Genomic DNA, 15,355 nt, shown 5'->3' with positions numbered 1-15,355 from the left:
CAGTTTGGAAATGCGGGTTATAGCTTCGTCTCTCCCTCCACAAAATTCTCAAGGAAGAGGTTCTCGCCGTCAAAGACGGCGTACGAGAAGTAGTTTATCCAGTCGCCGAGGATGAGGATGCGGGCGGTACTGCTCAGCATCAGGTCGAGTTCGATGTGGCGGTGACCGTAGATGAAGTAGTTGATGTTGGGATGGCTTTTCAGGTATTCCTTGGTGTAGAGCACCAGGTATTCGTTGTTTTCTCCCATGTATGCGGGTTCTTTCCCGTCTATGCGTTTCAAGCGGCTGTGCTTGGCCCAGTTCAGTCCCAGCTCCATGCTCCAGCGGGGGTGCAGGGCAGAGAACAGCGTCTGTAGGGTACGGCTGCGGAACATGGCGCGCAGCATCTTGAACTTCTTGTCTGGGTCGCCTAGCCCGTCACCGTGGGCAAGGTAGAACTCTTTTCCGAAGATTTCGGTGGTCAGCGATTCGCGGTGTATCATGACGCCGCACTCCTTGGTCAGATAGTCGCCGCACCAAAGGTCATGGTTTCCCGTGAAAAAGTGGACTTCCACTCCCAGGTCGGTCAGTTCGGACAGCTTGCCCAGAAAGCGGGTGTATCCTTTGGGCACTACGGTACGGAATTCGTACCAGAAGTCGAACATGTCTCCCAGCAGGTATACGGCCGATGCCTTGTGCTTGATGCTGTCCAAGAAGTTGACCAGCCTCCGTTCTTGGGTTCGTCCGTGTTCGATGGCTCGTGAGCCCAGGTGAGCATCCGAGAGGAAATATACATTCTTCATTTTCAACTTTCCATTTTCAACTTTGAACTTTCAACTGATTTAAAGGAATCCCAGTTCCAGTTTCGCTTCTTCGCTCATCATGTCCTTGTCCCACTCGGGTTCGAAGACGAGATTGATGGTGGCGGAGGTTACGCCGTCGATGGATTCCACCTTCTGGCGCACATCTTCCATGATGAAGTCGGCTGCCGGACAGTTGGGGGCAGTCAGCGTCATGTCGATGGAGGCTTCTCCCTGGTCGGAGACGTCTATTTTGTAAATCAGTCCCAGGTCGTATACATTTACCGGTATTTCCGGGTCGAATACGGTCTTGAGCATGGAGACTATTTTCTCTTCTATTTCAAATTTGGTCATATTCGTAGGGTTTTATATATAGGTTTTCAAAGAACAAAGCTATGGAATTTAATTGAAAATGCAAAGGAACGCCCTCCTTTTCATTACTTCAGAAAGGGTTTGACGGTGGGGAAACACGCTTCACCCGCTGGGGGAACTCCCTTTACCCCTGGGGAAACTCCTTTTACAATAGGCGGTAAAGGTCTTTACAATATGGGGTAAAGGGCGTTACAATATAGGGTAACGGCTTTTACATATCGCGGTAACGGCTTTTACATTAGCTGGTAAATAGCAGGTAAATACAATGTGCTGATAGTTAGTGTTATGACCGCTTTTGTCTTTCGTATAGTATGTCCGTAACTTGGATTATTTATAGCAATCCTTCGTCGTTGAAGCTGTAATGGCTTCCGTCCGTGACGATGACGTGGTCGGTCAGGTGTATGTTCATGGTTTGGGCGGCTTTCCTCACGAGTTCCGTCAGCCGCTGGTCGTCGTTACTGGGGTGCGGGTTGCCGGAGGGATGGTTGTGGATAAGGGCTATCTGTGTGGCGCGTTGCAGCAGGGCTTCGCGCAGGATGCTGCGCACGTCGGCGGTAGTCTGGTCGATGCCGCCGCGGCTGATGCGTACCTTGTCTATCACTTTGGCGGCGTGGTTCATAAGCAGTACCCAGAATTCTTCTGTGGCAAGGTCGCAGAGCAGGGGATGGAACAGCTCGTAGATGTCGGCGGAAGAGCGGATGGCGGTACGTCCGGAGCGTTCCTGCAGCTTGCGGCGTTTGCCCAGTTCCAGGGATGCCATGACGGTGATGCTTTTGGCGGGGCCCATGCCTTTGAATCGGGAGAAGTCCCGCACCTCCCATTTGCCCAGGCGGTTGAGGTCGTTGCCGCAGGCGGCGAGTATGCGCTGCATCAGTGTCACGGCGGTTTCTTCCGTATTGCCGGAGCCGATGAGGATGGCTAGCAGTTCGGCATCGCTCAAGGCTTCCGCCCCTTTCTGCATCATCTTTTCCCGCGGGCGGTCCTCTGCAGCCCACTGGTTGATATTCAGTTTCTCCATATCATCCCTAATCCTTAACCCCTAATCCTCCTTATTTGTAAAAATTCTTTTTGAATGCCTCGAACTCGTCCTTGCCAAGTATGCAGCGGTTCCACCAGGCGCGCAGGAACCCCGTCCCGTATCCGATGAGCTGGATGAAGGAGGCGGCGACGGAGTAGAGCCCGATGCTGAGGCTACGGTTCCGGATAGTGGAGTCCATGCATACCAGAAGCGCATAAAGAGCGATGGGCAGCAGGCTGTACGGGCAGAAGGGCGTTCCCAGCAGGAATATGGCCACTCCCAGGGTAAATGCAGCCGGCAGCAGGTGGACGAGCTTCAGCGATTCCGGATACTTCTTGTACAGATTGATGCGGGCAATCCCGGAATTGTGTACCTGCTTGAAGAATTTTCGGAAGTCTGTCCGTCGCTTGTGGTATACCCAGGCACCGGGGAACAGCCGGCATGTATATCCTCCCTTGAAGATTCGGATGCTGAAGTCGATGTCCTCCCCGAAGCGCATCCGCGAGAATCCGCCCAGGGCTTGGTACACTTCCTGCCGCACACCCATGTTGAAGCTGCGCGGATAGAACTTGTCCATCTTCTTCTTCCCCCCACGGATACCGCCGGTGGTGAAGAAGGAGGTCATGGAGTAGTTGATGGCTTTCTGTATGTTTGTGAATGATTCGTGCGCGCGGTCGGGGCCTCCGAAGGCATCGGCGGCTTCGTGCTGCAGCTCTTCTTCCACAGCAAGGAAATAACCTTCGGGCAGGATGCAGTCCGAATCCAGTATTATCAGGTATTCGCCCTTGCTTCGTTCCACCCCGTAGTTACGGGTCTGCCCGGGGCCGGAGTTGGGCTTGTCATAGTAATGTACGTCCAATAGTTCCTGATACTTCTCTGTGACCGGCTTGCAGGGGATGGAGGAGCCGTCCTCCACCACAATCACTTCAAAATCCTTGAAACTTTGCTGCGTCAGGCTTTGCAGCAGTTCATCCACCTCATCGGGGCGGTTGTATACGGGGATGATGACGGAGTATCTCATGGGTATGGCTTTATGTTTTGGTTGTCTCCGCAAAGATATATCATTTAAGCTTTGCAGATGAATAAATGGAAAGAAAAATCCCCGGATGCCAAGTGGAGCACCGGGGATGATATGAAAAGGGCATTTGCCTGATTTCCAAAAGGGCTTATGCTTTTACGCGGCTTACGTAAGAACCGTCGCGCGTATCGATTTCGATAGTCTCGCCTTCGTTGATGAACAAAGGAACGCGGACCGTTGCACCTGATTCTACCGTAGCGGGCTTCAGCGTGTTGGTGGCTGTGTCGCCTTTCAGTCCCGGCTCCGTATAGGTAATCTTCTGCTGAACCTTGATGGGCACATCAGCATAGAGTACGGTTTCTGTAGAAGCGTCTGATACCACGTCTACTATCATTCCTTCGAGCAGGAAGTCAACACCGTTGATGAGGTCGTGGGCGATGGGAATTTGGTCAAAAGTCTCCTGGTTCATGAATTGGTAGTTGTCACCGTCATGATAGAGGTATTGGTGGGGACGACGTTCTACACGTACGTCTTCCAGTTTCTCACCGATGTTGAAACGGCGTTCCAGAACGTAACCGTTCACCACGTCTTTCAGCTTAGTGCGCATGAAAGTATTACCTTTTCCCGGCTTTACATGCAGGAAGTCGATACAGAAATACAGCTTGCCGTCCATACGGATGCAAGTTCCGATTTTAATGTCTTGGGCATTAATCATACTTATAGTCTTTAATATTATTATATTGGTATTTACTTCGTTAGTGCTGGTTTGCGAGTGCAAAAGTAATGGAAATCGGTAAAAAACACAAAAACTTTTGAGAGAAAATGAGTTATCTCTTGGTTTATTTGAAAAAAGTATCTATTTTTGCAGCCCGAATTCGTGAGAATAATAACATAAAACAAGATACAGTAATGAAAAGAACATTTCAACCCTCGAACAGAAAGAGAAAGAACAAACACGGTTTCCGTGAGAGAATGGCTACAGCAAACGGCCGCAGAGTATTGGCAGCACGTCGTGCTAAAGGCAGAAAGAAACTGACTGTTTCTGACGAATACAACGGAGTAAAGGCATAATAGTCGTTCTCGTTCGTATTAAAGAAATAAGGGAGCTGCAAAAGACTGATTCTGGTCTTTTGCAGCTTTTCTTATGTATTGTGCCCGCTTCTCCGGAAAAAACTATTGCCAACTCCGTGTACTATGTGGTGAAAATTGTATCTTTGTCCCAAATAATGCATTATCGATTATGACAATAAAAGATTTTTTCTCTTTCCGGCAGAACCGGTTCTTCTGGGCGAACATACTTGCGATGGCCGTTGTGGTAGTGGGATTGCTGTTCGGAGTGCTGAAAGGACTGGATATATATACCCGCCACGGCGAGGCTGTGATAGTGCCCGATGTGAAGGGCATGGGAGTGGAGGAAGCCGAGAAAATGTTCCGTAACCGCGGCTTGGTCTGCATCGTTTCGGATTCCAGTTATGTCAAGACTCTTCCTGCCGGCTGCATCCTCGAATATAATCCGGCAGCCGGACAAAAGGTAAAGGAAGGACGTACCATCTATCTTACAATCAATACGATTGAAGTCCCTCTGCACATAGTACCCGATGTGGCGGACAACAGTTCGCTGCGGCAGGCGGAAGCGCGTATTCTGGCTTCGGGCTTCAAGCTGGCCGAGATACAGTATATTCCGGGAGAGAAGGACTGGGTGTATGGCGTGAAGTATAAGGGCCGTCAGCTTTCCATCGGCGAGAAAGTGCCCGCCGGTGCAGTGCTGACGCTGATGGTGGGAGATGGAGGCGCCTTGCAGGCAGACTCCCTGGGAGTGGATTCTGTGGGAGGTACCGTTGAACCCATGTTGTCCGAAGACTCCGCGGCAGATGAGTCCTGGTTCTGATAAACATCTGACTCCAATCGTAAATTGTAAATAGTCAAATTGTAAATGCCGTGATGATAGAAGAATTGCCGGATGATATAGATAATGATGAGCTGGACGACGTAGAGCCGGTGGGTGACGAGGCGCAACTCTATGAACACTTCCGTGTGGTGGTGGACAAGGGGCAGGAGATGATGCGGGTGGACAAGTATCTGTTCGACCGCTTGACGAACTCCTCGCGCAATCGCATCCAGAAGGCTGCCGATGCAGGCTTCGTGATGGCGAACGGCAAGGCTGTGAAAAGCAGCTATAAGGTGAAGCCGATGGATGTAATCACTGTGATGATGGACCGTCCACGCTATGAGAATGAAGTCATCCCCGAAGACATCCCCCTTGATATAGTATATGAGGACAAGTATCTGATGGTAGTGAACAAACCTGCCGGTCTGGTGGTGCACCCCGGTCATGGCAACTATCACGGTACGCTTGTCAACGCCATAGCCTGGCATATGAAGGATAATCCCGATTATGATGCCAATGACCCGCATGTGGGACTGGTGCACCGCATCGACAAGGACACCTCCGGCCTGCTGGTGATAGCCAAGACTCCGGATGCCAAGACGAATCTCGGCAACCAGTTCTTCAACAAGACGACAAAACGCCGTTACTGGGCGCTGGTCTGGGGAAATGTAGAGCAGGATGAAGGGACCGTTGTCGGCAATATCGGTCGTAATCCCAGAGACCGCATGCAGATGACCGTCCTCCCCGACGACCAGGGAAAGCATGCCGTCACCCATTACCGGGTGCTCGAACGTTTGGGATACGTCACACTGGTGGAATGTATCCTTGAAACGGGACGCACCCATCAAATCCGTGTGCACATGAAGCACATCGGACACATACTTTTCAACGACGAACGTTACGGTGGACACGAAATCCTGAAAGGAACCCACTTCGCTAAATACAAACAATTTGTAAACAACTGCTTCGACACTTGTCCGCGGCAGGCATTGCATGCCATGACGCTGGGGTTTGTGCATCCCGTCACCGGAGAAGAAATGTACTTCACTTCGGAATTGCCCGATGACATGACCCGGCTGATAGACAAATGGAGAGGCTATATCAGTAACAGAGAATTAGAATGAAACGCACGATTGCTATTGTAGCCGGAGGAGATACCTCCGAATTCCACGTCTCCCTGCGTAGTGCACAGGGGATTTACTCCTTCATCGACAAGGAGAAGTATACCTTATATATTGTAGAAATGCACGGACTGGACTGGCATGTACAGCTGCCCGACGGCGCTAAGACTCCGGTAGACCGCAATGACTTCAGCTTCGTGCTGGATGGCGAGAAAGTGACATTCGACTTTGCCTATATCACCATCCACGGAACTCCGGGTGAGGACGGCCGTCTGCAGGGCTATTTTGATATGCTCCACATCCCTTATTCGTGTTGCGGAGTACTGGCAGCGTCGCTCACGTACGATAAGTTTGCCTGCAACCAGTATCTGAAAGGTTTCGGTGTGCGCATTGCCGAATCGTTGTTGCTGCGCGGCGGACAGTCGGTAACGGATGAAGATGTGATGGAGAAAATCGGTCTGCCTTGCTTCATTAAGCCCAGCTTGGGAGGTTCCAGCTTCGGCGTGACCAAGGTGACGGCGAAAGAGCAGATACAGCCTGCCATAACCAAGGCATTTGCGGAAGCGCAGGAAGTAGTGGTGGAGGCCTTTATGGACGGGACCGAGATTACCTGCGGCTGTTACAAAACAAAAGACAAGTCCGTAGTGTTCCCCATTACGGAGGTGGTGAGCCACAACGAGTACTTCGATTATGAAGCTAAGTATAATGGTGCGTCTGACGAGATTACTCCCGCCCGCATCTCGGACGATTTGACCCGCCGGGTGCAGACGCTGACTTCTGCCATTTATGATATACTCGGGGCCTACGGCATTATCCGTGTGGACTATATCATTACCGAAGGGGAAAAAATCAATCTGCTGGAGGTGAATACCACCCCCGGAATGACTGCCACCAGCTTTATTCCCCAGCAGGTTCGTGCTGCCGGAATGGAGATGAAGGATGTAATGACAGATATTATAGAAAACAAGTTTAAGGATTAATCATTATTCATTATGAATGCGAACGTGGAATTTGATGAAATCCGTCCTTATCATGATGAGGAACTTCCTCAAGTCTATGAGGAACTGATTGCCGATGCGGCGTTCCGGCAGGCAGTGGATACTGTGATGCCTGGTGTACCTTTTGAAGTCTGGTCGCAGAAAATGCGCGCGTGTAAAACCAAGCTGGAATTTCAGAAGACCTTCTGCTATGGGCTTCTGTGGAAATTGGCGAAGGAGGTTACGGATGGATTGACTTTGGACCATACCGCGTTGCCGGCAGACAAGTCGGCGGCGTATACCTATATCTCCAATCATCGCGACATTATTCTCGATTCCGGTTTCTTGTCCATTCTTTTGGTAGACCAGGGTATGGATACGGTAGAGATAGCCATTGGCGACAACCTGCTTGTCTATCCGTGGATTAAGAAATTCGTGCGTGTCAACAAGTCCTTCATCGTGCTGCGTGCGTTGACCATGCGCCAGATGCTGGAGGCTTCCGCACGCATGTCCCGCTATATGCATTATACCATCAGTGAGAAGAAACAGTCTATCTGGATTGCACAACGTGAAGGGCGTGCCAAGGATTCCAACGACCGCACGCAGGACAGTGTGCTGAAGATGCTGGCAATAGGCGGTGAAGGCGACGTCATTGACCGCTTAATGGAAATGAATATAGCTCCGCTTGCCATTTCCTATGAATACGACCCTTGCGACTTCCTGAAAGCGCAGGAGTTCCAACTGAAACGGGACATTGAAGGCTATAAGAAAACGACGGCTGACGACTTGCTGAATATGCAGACCGGACTGTTCGGCTATAAAGGGCGGGTACATTTCCAGACGGGTGCCTGCATGAATGATGAATTGGCGAAGATGGACCGTTCACTTCCGAAGCCCGAACTCTTTGCACGCATGTCTGCACTGATAGACAAACGCATTCATGCCAGCTACCGGATGTATCCCAATAATTATGTGGCACACGACCTTCTCGAGGGGAAGGAGGATTTTTCCGACCATTACACTGCCGAGGATAAGCAGCGCTTCACGGCCTATATAGAACAACAGTTGGAGCGTATCTCCATTCCTAATAAGGACGTGGACTTTCTGCGCGGAAAAATGCTGCTGATGTATGCCAACCCGTTGAAGAATTATCTGGCGGCTATAAAAGAATGAATACATGAAGAAGTACTGTGATTGGTGGCTTTTGCCTTTATTGGCCTGTCTGTTGGCTGGTTGTGGCGATGATGATTATCATTATCCTTCCGTGAAGCTGGAATTCTTGACTGCCTTTTCGGGGGCTGACGGCTATCTGCGGTCTGTTGTGACGGATGAAGGGGAAACCTTGCCGGTAGTGGAGGACAAGACAAAGACGAACATAGAGGCAAACGCTTCGGTACGTGTCATCAGTAATTATGCTTCGGAGGTAACTGCCGATGGAACTGCCGGTGCGGTGCTGTATGCCTTGAGCGGTGTTCTTTCTGTCGCTCCCAAAACGGCCGACAAGTTCGAGGAGGGCGTCAAGACAGACCCTACTGATGTGCTGGGTATCTGGATGGGACTCGACTATCTCAATATGACACTGATAGTCAAGGAGAATGGTGAACATAAGTTCCATTTTATTGAGGATGAAGTGATTGTGGATACTGCTACCGGGTGTAGTGAAGTATATCTGACGCTGTATCATGACGCAAAGGAGGAGGTGGTGTCTTATACCAGGCGTGCCTACGCTTCCGTACCTTTGCGGCAGTATGCGGCAGAGGATATACAGAAGGTTATGGTTCATTTCAGTGTGCACACTTATTCCGGTGACATCAAGACTTACGATTTTGTTTATAACCCTGACTAAAATGAAATATTCGATGAAGACATTGTTCGCGGGCCTTTGCCTCGTTTTTACCACCCTCTTTTCCTGCCAGCAGAAGGAGGGACAGTTCAAGTCTGTTTCGGTAGATGACTTTTCCACATTGATAGCCAATCCGGAGGTGCAGCTTCTGGATGTGCGTACTGTTGCCGAATACTCGGAAGGACACGTGCCCCACAGTATCAATATTAATGTATTGGATGAGTCGTTTGAAACGATGGCCGACTCCACTCTGCAGAAGGACAAACCGGTTGCAGTATATTGTCGTAGTGGTAAGCGTAGTAAAAAGGCCGCTGCCATACTGAGCAAAAAAGGATATATAATCTATGACCTTGACAAAGGTTTCATCGGTTGGGAAGAAGCGGGCAAAGAAGTGGAAAAGTAATAGCGGTGTAGCTGAAATGCATTTGCTATAATTTCTTTTTAGGCGAGGATTACGCGGATTTCACGGAAAAATTTAAGAAAAGAATCCGCGTTTTCCGCGTAATCCGCGCCTAAAAAGAATAAAGTAGTCTTGTCCTCTGGTTAGAGGCTTTCAAGCAGTCTCTTCAGCACCACTGTTGCTGAAATCTCCCGGTTGGCCGCTTCGGGGATTACGATGGACTGCGGGCTTTCTATCACATCATCCGTCACAATCATGTTGCGTCGAACCGGCAGGCAGTGCATGAAGTAGGCATTGTTGGTAACGGCCATCTGGCGCTCGCCTACTGTCCAGGTGCGGTCTTTGCTCAATATTTGTCCGTAGTTGTCGCCTGTATAGGCCGCCCAGTTCTTGGCATAGACAAAATCGGCTCCTTCAAAAGCTTTCATCTGGTCATATTCTACGCGGGCATTTCCTACGAACTTGGGGTCGAGTTCATAACCTTCGGGATGTGTAATCACAAAGTCATAATCAGTTGCATTCATCCATTCGGCAAAGGAGTTGGGGACAGCCTGGGGCAATGGACGCGGATGTGGAGCCCATGTCATCACTACTTTGGGGCGTGCCGTCTTCTTATATTCCTCAATGGTTATCAAGTCGGCAAAACTCTGCAGCGGATGGCGTGTGGCAGCCTCCATGGAGAATACCGGCCGGCCGGAATGCTTGATGAACTGCTCCAGTATCACTTCGTTGTAATCGTCTTCCTTATTTTCGAAGCGTGCAAAAGAACGTACGCCGATGACGTCGCAATAGCAGCCCATCACGGGAATGGCTTCCAGTAAGTGTTCCGGTTTGTCACCGTCCATGATGACACCACGCTCTGTCTCCAGTTTCCAGGCTCCCTGGTTGATGTCCAGTACAATTACGTTCATGCCCAGATTCAATGCAGCTTTCTGTGTACTGAGGCGGGTACGCAGGCTGGAGTTGAAGAAAATCATCATCAGCGTTTTGTTACGTCCCAGTTCCACATATTTGAAACGGTCTTTTTTAATCTCGAATGCTTCGTCCAGTGCAGACTTCAGGTTACCGATGTCCTGCACGCAAGTAAAGTTCTTCATATTTACAGTCTTTTTAGTGTATCTATATCTTTGTTATTCGGCTGTCAAGGTCTGGTCTGTCCGGAACCTTCGACAATCCATTTGTATGTGGTGATTTCTTCCAGAGCCATCGGACCGCGGGCGTGTAGCTTCTGGGTGCTGATGCCAATCTCGGCACCGAGTCCGAATTGTGCGCCGTCGGTGAAAGAGGTCGGTGCATTGACGTATACGCAAGCGGCGTCCACTTCCCGGCAGAACCATTCGGCACGTGTCTTGTCGTCCGTAATGATGCATTCGCTATGTTTGGAACCGTACTTCCGGATATGTGCCAATGCTTCCTGGAAAGAATTCACGGTTTTAATGGCCATCTTGTAGTCCAGGAACTCTCTGCCGTAGCAGTCTTCAGTGGCAAGTCTCAACAGCTCGACGGGATATTTGTCACGCAGACTGTGGTAGGCGGGTTCATCGGCAAATATCTCTACATTGCTTGATTGCAGCGGCAGGCATAGGTCGGGCAAATTAGCCAGGCTGTCGGCTTCGATAATCAGGCAATCCAAAGCGTTGCATACACTGACCCGGCGTGTCTTTGCATTGGCAATGATAGATGGACCTATGCTTATATTGCCATAGCGGTCGAAGAACGTATGGCATACGCCGGCACCTGTCTCTATAACCGGTACTGTGGCATTCTGGCGTACGAAGTTTATCAGGCTGCTGCTGCCGCGCGGAATTATCAAATCTACATAATCGTTGGCATGCAGTAGTTCGGCAGTCGCCTCTCTGTCGGCAGGAAGCAGTTCCACGATATGTGTATCTACGTTGAAATGCTCCAGTACCTCGTGTATCACGCTGATTATGGCACGGTTGGAATAGTCTGCATCGCTTCCGCCTTTCAGAATACAGGCATTGCCGCTTTTAAGGCAGAGTGAGAATACATCGAAACTGACGTTGGGACGGGCTTCGTAGATAATGCCTATGACACCGAAAGGTACACTGACCCTTTTTATCTTCAATCCGTTGGGTAATACGTTCTCTTTAAGGACTTTTCCCAAAGGAGAAGGGAGGGCGGCTACGTTGCGGATGTCCGCAGCGATGTCCTGCAAACGGCTTTTTGTCAGTTTTAGGCGGTCGTATTTAGGGTCGGTAGAAGGCATACGCTCCAAATCCTTCTGGTTTTCACTCAGAATGAAGTCTGTTTTGTTTATGGCAGCGTCTGCAACAGCCAGTAATATTTGGTTGATTTCTTTGTCGCTCAACGCTAGCATGTTACGGCTGGCATCTTGTACGGCGACAAAAGTTTTGTTTAAGTTCATTTTCTTACTGAGTATAGAGTGATAAATATGCAAGTATGAATATCGTGGATAGTATCCGTCTGTGGCCTATTCTATATATAGGTAGTCGTAGTGCACTACGGGTTTCTTTCCATGTTTTCCCATTGTTTCCCGTGCCTGGCTGGAGTCACAGTTGGCTTTTCCCACACCGATGGGTTTACCGCCGAAGTCGATAATCCGTACGATGTCGTCCTTCTCGAACTCGCCTATAACGTCAGTGATGCCTACCGGTAGGATGCTTACTGCTTTGTCCGAGAAGAGCAGTTCGGTGGCACAATGATTGATGTGCAGTTCGCCTTTGGCAAACCCTTCGCTGTGCGCAATCCATTTCTTGATGCTCGATACCGGTTCCGGAGACGGAATGAAACGGGTATAGTTTAATTCTTCATTATTCATTATTTTCACGAGGATGTTGTCCCGCTTCCCGTTGGCTATGATTACTGTGATGCCCTCATCCGCCACTTTGCGGGCAATGTTGGTTTTTGTCAGCATGCCGCCGCGTCCGAAACTGGACTTGGAAGTTTGTATGTAGGAGGAGAGGTCTTTGCCTTGTTCTATTTCACGGATGACCTGAGAATTCGGGTCGGCGGGTGAACCGTTGTAGATGCCGTCTATATTGCTGAGAATGATTAGTGCCTGGGCATCCATCATGGAGGCTATCAGGCCGGACAGCTCATCGTTGTCGGTGAACATCAGTTCACTCACGGAGATGGTGTCGTTCTCATTGACAATGGGAATGACGCCGTTCTCCAGCATTACGGTCATACAGTTTTTCTGGTTGAGGTAATGGCGGCGGGTGGAAAAGTTCTCTTTCATTGTGAGCACTTGTCCCACGGGGATGCCATGCTCCCGGAACAGCTCGTAGTAGCGGTTGATGAGTTTGGCCTGCCCTACAGCGGAAAAGAGCTGGCGCTGGTCTACGCTGTCCAACTTCTTGGTGGGGTGCACTTCACTACGTCCCGAAGCAACGGCTCCGGAAGAAACAAGTATTATTTCTATGCCGGCCTTGTGCAGCTCGGCTATCTGGTCCACCAAAGCGGACATGCGGGTGACGTCGAGAGTGCCGTCACGACGTGTCAAAACATTGCTGCCTATCTTGACAGCAATTCTATTGAAATCAATCTCCATTTTCTCTCTTTTCGTATTCGCGGACTACTTCCATAGCGGCTTCGTAGTCCTTTTCATTGACGAGGACGGAAACATCTACCGCAGTGGCAGGCAGTACAACGTTTACTACCATTCCGTCTTTTGTTACAGCTTCAATATCACTATTTCCCAGCAGGCTCTTTACAAGTTCTGCTTCCCACGGTGAACCGGTGAACACCTCAACGAGTTTGCTTTTGTCTTCTTCTTTCATGATGGTATGAATTTAGAGGTTTCTGTCTTACAAATATAACAAATGTTTTTGTTTTAATGTTTAATGCTGACGAATTTATAGTTCAATCCTCTCAACTCTTATCGATTCATTCAGGAAAGTAGAAGCCGATTCTGTGAATTTCTCCTCCGATTCCGTGGTGCGGTAGACGCATCTTCCACCTTTGGTACATTTTTTGTCCATTTCCGGATGACGGTGAAGATAGTCTTTCAGACTGTCTGCCACCAGTTCCCCTTGGGTGACGGTCGTGATGCCGTCGGGCATGTATTGCTGTATCTTGGGCAGCAGCAGCGGGAAGTGCGTGCAGCCTAGAATGACGGTATCTATCTGTGTGTCTTTGGCCAGCAGGTTGCCGATGTTCTTGCGTATGAAGTAGTCGGTACCCTCACCTTGTGCCTCGTTGTTTTCTACGAGGGATACCCATAGAGGGCAGGCTTCACCGCTCACTTTGATGTCGGGGAAGAGTTTATGCACTTCCAGCGGATAGGATTCAGACTTGATGGTTCCTGCTGTGGCAAGCACTCCCACATGGCGGCTTTGGGTTATGTTCCCTATGCATTCTACGGTTGGGCGGATTACTCCCAACACACGACGCATTGGGTCGAGGCGGGGCAAATCATTCATTTGTATGTTGCGCAGGGCTTTTGCCGAAGCTGTATTGCATGCCAGGATGACGAGATGGCATCCCATCTCGAACAGTTTGGTGACTGCCTGCAAGGTGAACTCATAGACAATCTCGAATGAGCGGGTCCCGTAAGGCGCACGTGCGTTGTCGCCCAGGTAAATGTAGTCATATTGGGGAAGGACTTCCCGTATCTTGCTTAGGATGGTCAGTCCGCCATATCCGGAATCGAATATTCCGATGGGACCGGCTGCAGAAGGTAATGTCTGTTTCATGCGTTCTAAAGGCTATGTACCATGCAAAGATAATTCAAATTTCTCAGTAATGTATAAAAAATAAGCGCGGATAAAACTATCCGCGCTTGCTTTATCATAAATAATTCTATTATTTAATGCCCAATTGCGTTTTGACTTTGGCAGTTACATCAACGCTCTGTGCTCCTACGAATGGTATCGGGGTACGGGCTAAGTCGAAAATGTAGACAACACCTTCAGTTTTGCCGACAGCTTGGATGGCTTCGTCCAGTTTCTTATAGATGGGAGCCATAGCATCTTGCTGTGCTTTCTGCATACTTTGATAAGCTTCTTGTTGGAACTGTTCCTGACGTTGAGCCATATCCTGCAGCTCTTTCTGACGTCTTTCTGCAATGTTTTTCGGCAGAGAGTCGGCTTGTGCCAGGAATTCTTGGTACTTCTTTTGGAATTCTTCGTTGGTACGCTGCATTTCATCCTGGTATTTTTTAGACATGGCGTCCAAGTCAGCTTGGGCTTTGGTAAATTCAGGCATAACAGCGATTACATCTTGAGAATTCATGTGAGCGAATTTAGCTTGCGCCATAGCTCCCAGCGGGAGGGCGAACATAACTACGAGTAGTGCGATTTTTTTAAGCATAATGTTTATTATTTATTTGAATGATTATTCGTTGGGGGCAAATATAGCGCAAACTGAACGCAATACAAAATAAGCAAGCTTATTTTTAATCTTGAATGCAGTCTATATTCTGAAACAAATGTATGAAATTAATTTGAATATCCCAGTTTTGCAAGTACTTCATTGCTGACGTCAATACTTGGCGAGGCAAAAATGATACTTGATGCGGAAGCACGGTCTACAACTACCGCATATCCGTTCTGTGTAGCAATTTCCTTTACAGCATTGTATATTTCATCTTGAATGGGTTGCATCAGACTTTCACGTTTTTTATACAGTTCGCCTTCCGGACCGAAGTATTTGCGGCGCAGCTCGGCTGCCGATTTCTCTTTAGCGACAATCTCTTCTTCCTTTTTGCCTCTCTGTGTTTCAGAAAGGGAAGCAATCTGAGACTGATAGTTCTTGTACAGAGTCTTGGCTTCTTCGGAAATCTTTTCGACTTCACTCTGCCATTGTCTGGAGGCTTGTTCCAGTTGTTCATTGGCACGTTCGTAAGCAGGAATATTTTTCAGGATATATTCCATGTCAATCAAGGCGAACTTCTGTGCACCGGCTGTTATACTTACTGCAAACAGCGTAAAAAGGATCAATAAACTCTTCTTCAT

Annotated in this window: 19 protein-coding genes; 7 read left to right on the top strand and 12 right to left on the bottom strand. The window is 49.1% G+C overall.

All coding sequences use genetic code 11. The annotated features are described in order from the left end of the window. Positions 1 to 17: 17 nt before the first annotated feature. The 5 genes from ACESTD_RS06705 to efp all read right to left on the bottom strand — a co-directional run bounded on the left by ACESTD_RS06705 (position 18) and on the right by efp (position 3,902). Positions 18 to 782: a UDP-2,3-diacylglucosamine diphosphatase gene (locus ACESTD_RS06705; RefSeq protein ID WP_061411792.1), complete on the bottom strand. Its 765-nt coding sequence runs from the start codon at positions 780 to 782 to the stop codon at positions 18 to 20. A gap of 39 nt (positions 783 to 821) precedes the next feature. After that, positions 822 to 1,133, bottom strand: coding sequence for a metal-sulfur cluster assembly factor (locus tag ACESTD_RS06700; RefSeq protein WP_005824875.1), 312 nt, complete (start codon positions 1,131 to 1,133; stop codon positions 822 to 824). Between the two features lie 349 nt (positions 1,134 to 1,482). Then, complete coding sequence (gene radC, locus ACESTD_RS06695; RefSeq protein WP_005825180.1) at positions 1,483 to 2,169, bottom strand: DNA repair protein RadC; 687 nt, start codon at positions 2,167 to 2,169, stop codon at positions 1,483 to 1,485. A gap of 31 nt (positions 2,170 to 2,200) precedes the next feature. Beyond that, entirely contained in the window at positions 2,201 to 3,190 is a 990-nt protein-coding gene (locus ACESTD_RS06690; protein WP_005834737.1) for a glycosyltransferase family 2 protein, read from the bottom strand. A gap of 145 nt (positions 3,191 to 3,335) precedes the next feature. Continuing rightward, positions 3,336 to 3,902 (bottom strand): elongation factor P, encoded by a 567-nt coding sequence (efp, locus tag ACESTD_RS06685; RefSeq protein WP_005825176.1) that lies wholly within the window; start codon positions 3,900 to 3,902, stop codon positions 3,336 to 3,338. Positions 3,903 to 4,096: 194 nt separating this feature from the next. Here efp and rpmH point away from each other — a divergent pair, with 194 nt between their 5' ends. The 7 genes from rpmH (at position 4,097) to ACESTD_RS06650 (ending at position 9,419) form a co-directional block, all read left to right on the top strand. Beyond that, positions 4,097 to 4,258, top strand: a complete 162-nt coding sequence (gene rpmH, locus ACESTD_RS06680; RefSeq protein WP_004292199.1) for a 50S ribosomal protein L34 — start codon at positions 4,097 to 4,099, stop codon at positions 4,256 to 4,258. A 169-nt stretch (positions 4,259 to 4,427) separates the two neighbouring features. After that, positions 4,428 to 5,075: a PASTA domain-containing protein gene (locus tag ACESTD_RS06675; RefSeq protein ID WP_005834739.1), complete on the top strand. Its 648-nt coding sequence runs from the start codon at positions 4,428 to 4,430 to the stop codon at positions 5,073 to 5,075. Between the two features lie 53 nt (positions 5,076 to 5,128). After that, entirely contained in the window at positions 5,129 to 6,199 is a 1,071-nt protein-coding gene (locus ACESTD_RS06670; RefSeq protein ID WP_117990757.1) for an RluA family pseudouridine synthase, read from the top strand. After that, a complete protein-coding gene (locus ACESTD_RS06665; RefSeq protein WP_195288366.1) occupies positions 6,196 to 7,176 on the top strand; it encodes a D-alanine--D-alanine ligase in 981 nt (326 codons plus the stop codon). Before ACESTD_RS06670 ends, ACESTD_RS06665 begins: the two co-directional genes overlap by 4 nt. Before the next feature lie 12 nt (positions 7,177 to 7,188). Continuing rightward, complete coding sequence (locus ACESTD_RS06660) at positions 7,189 to 8,346, top strand: hypothetical protein (protein WP_005834743.1); 1,158 nt, start codon at positions 7,189 to 7,191, stop codon at positions 8,344 to 8,346. Positions 8,347 to 8,350: 4 nt separating this feature from the next. After that, positions 8,351 to 9,019: a NigD-like C-terminal domain-containing protein gene (locus ACESTD_RS06655; protein WP_098031848.1), complete on the top strand. Its 669-nt coding sequence runs from the start codon at positions 8,351 to 8,353 to the stop codon at positions 9,017 to 9,019. Between the two features lie 13 nt (positions 9,020 to 9,032). After that, complete coding sequence (locus ACESTD_RS06650; protein ID WP_008662859.1) at positions 9,033 to 9,419, top strand: rhodanese-like domain-containing protein; 387 nt, start codon at positions 9,033 to 9,035, stop codon at positions 9,417 to 9,419. A gap of 140 nt (positions 9,420 to 9,559) precedes the next feature. Here ACESTD_RS06650 and ACESTD_RS06645 read toward each other — a convergent pair whose 3' ends face one another. From ACESTD_RS06645 to ACESTD_RS06615, 7 genes are all read right to left on the bottom strand, one after another. Beyond that, a complete protein-coding gene (locus ACESTD_RS06645; protein WP_005825157.1) occupies positions 9,560 to 10,513 on the bottom strand; it encodes an acetylornithine carbamoyltransferase in 954 nt (317 codons plus the stop codon). A 44-nt stretch (positions 10,514 to 10,557) separates the two neighbouring features. After that, positions 10,558 to 11,805 carry a glutamate-5-semialdehyde dehydrogenase gene (locus ACESTD_RS06640; protein WP_151852298.1) on the bottom strand — a complete coding sequence of 416 codons (1,248 nt, stop codon included), beginning with the start codon at positions 11,803 to 11,805 and terminating at the stop codon, positions 10,558 to 10,560. Between the two features lie 66 nt (positions 11,806 to 11,871). Continuing rightward, positions 11,872 to 12,951, bottom strand: a complete 1,080-nt coding sequence (gene proB, locus ACESTD_RS06635) for a glutamate 5-kinase (RefSeq protein WP_008662866.1) — start codon at positions 12,949 to 12,951, stop codon at positions 11,872 to 11,874. Then, positions 12,941 to 13,180 (bottom strand): DUF2007-related protein, encoded by a 240-nt coding sequence (locus tag ACESTD_RS06630; RefSeq protein WP_005825154.1) that lies wholly within the window; start codon positions 13,178 to 13,180, stop codon positions 12,941 to 12,943. Before ACESTD_RS06630 ends, proB begins: the two co-directional genes overlap by 11 nt. A 75-nt stretch (positions 13,181 to 13,255) precedes the next feature. Beyond that, positions 13,256 to 14,095, bottom strand: a complete 840-nt coding sequence (gene murI / locus ACESTD_RS06625; protein ID WP_005834749.1) for a glutamate racemase — start codon at positions 14,093 to 14,095, stop codon at positions 13,256 to 13,258. A 109-nt stretch (positions 14,096 to 14,204) separates the two neighbouring features. Then, a complete protein-coding gene (locus ACESTD_RS06620) occupies positions 14,205 to 14,711 on the bottom strand; it encodes an OmpH family outer membrane protein (RefSeq protein WP_005834750.1) in 507 nt (168 codons plus the stop codon). Between the two features lie 128 nt (positions 14,712 to 14,839). After that, on the bottom strand, positions 14,840 to 15,355 hold the full coding sequence (locus tag ACESTD_RS06615; protein WP_005834752.1) for an OmpH family outer membrane protein: 516 nt from the start codon (positions 15,353 to 15,355) through the stop codon (positions 14,840 to 14,842).

Source organism: Bacteroides sp. AR20, from assembly GCF_964250605.1.
In the GTDB taxonomy this organism is placed as follows: Bacteria; Bacteroidota; Bacteroidia; order Bacteroidales; family Bacteroidaceae; genus Bacteroides; species Bacteroides uniformis.
This window is presented reverse-complemented; position numbering and strand designations above follow the sequence as displayed.

What these genes read in the sequence shown, in the direction of transcription:
- ACESTD_RS06645 (WP_005825157.1), bottom strand. Translation starts at nt 10,513, where the DNA reads ATGAAGAACTTTACTTGCGTGCAGGACATCGGTAACCTGAAGTCTGCA.
- ACESTD_RS06655 (WP_098031848.1), top strand. Translation starts at nt 8,351, where the DNA reads ATGAAGAAGTACTGTGATTGGTGGCTTTTGCCTTTATTGGCCTGTCTG.
- radC (WP_005825180.1), bottom strand. Translation starts at nt 2,169, where the DNA reads ATGGAGAAACTGAATATCAACCAGTGGGCTGCAGAGGACCGCCCGCGG.
- ACESTD_RS06620 (WP_005834750.1), bottom strand. Translation starts at nt 14,711, where the DNA reads ATGCTTAAAAAAATCGCACTACTCGTAGTTATGTTCGCCCTCCCGCTG.
- ACESTD_RS06705 (WP_061411792.1), bottom strand. Translation starts at nt 782, where the DNA reads ATGAAGAATGTATATTTCCTCTCGGATGCTCACCTGGGCTCACGAGCC.
- ACESTD_RS06675 (WP_005834739.1), top strand. Translation starts at nt 4,428, where the DNA reads ATGACAATAAAAGATTTTTTCTCTTTCCGGCAGAACCGGTTCTTCTGG.
- ACESTD_RS06630 (WP_005825154.1), bottom strand. Translation starts at nt 13,180, where the DNA reads ATGAAAGAAGAAGACAAAAGCAAACTCGTTGAGGTGTTCACCGGTTCA.
- ACESTD_RS06690 (WP_005834737.1), bottom strand. Translation starts at nt 3,190, where the DNA reads ATGAGATACTCCGTCATCATCCCCGTATACAACCGCCCCGATGAGGTG.
- ACESTD_RS06640 (WP_151852298.1), bottom strand. Translation starts at nt 11,805, where the DNA reads ATGAACTTAAACAAAACTTTTGTCGCCGTACAAGATGCCAGCCGTAAC.
- rpmH (WP_004292199.1), top strand. Translation starts at nt 4,097, where the DNA reads ATGAAAAGAACATTTCAACCCTCGAACAGAAAGAGAAAGAACAAACAC.
- ACESTD_RS06670 (WP_117990757.1), top strand. Translation starts at nt 5,129, where the DNA reads ATGATAGAAGAATTGCCGGATGATATAGATAATGATGAGCTGGACGAC.
- ACESTD_RS06660 (WP_005834743.1), top strand. Translation starts at nt 7,189, where the DNA reads ATGAATGCGAACGTGGAATTTGATGAAATCCGTCCTTATCATGATGAG.
- efp (WP_005825176.1), bottom strand. Translation starts at nt 3,902, where the DNA reads ATGATTAATGCCCAAGACATTAAAATCGGAACTTGCATCCGTATGGAC.
- ACESTD_RS06665 (WP_195288366.1), top strand. Translation starts at nt 6,196, where the DNA reads ATGAAACGCACGATTGCTATTGTAGCCGGAGGAGATACCTCCGAATTC.
- ACESTD_RS06700 (WP_005824875.1), bottom strand. Translation starts at nt 1,133, where the DNA reads ATGACCAAATTTGAAATAGAAGAGAAAATAGTCTCCATGCTCAAGACC.
- murI (WP_005834749.1), bottom strand. Translation starts at nt 14,095, where the DNA reads ATGAAACAGACATTACCTTCTGCAGCCGGTCCCATCGGAATATTCGAT.
- proB (WP_008662866.1), bottom strand. Translation starts at nt 12,951, where the DNA reads ATGGAGATTGATTTCAATAGAATTGCTGTCAAGATAGGCAGCAATGTT.
- ACESTD_RS06650 (WP_008662859.1), top strand. Translation starts at nt 9,033, where the DNA reads ATGAAGACATTGTTCGCGGGCCTTTGCCTCGTTTTTACCACCCTCTTT.
- ACESTD_RS06615 (WP_005834752.1), bottom strand. Translation starts at nt 15,355, where the DNA reads ATGAAGAAGAGTTTATTGATCCTTTTTACGCTGTTTGCAGTAAGTATA.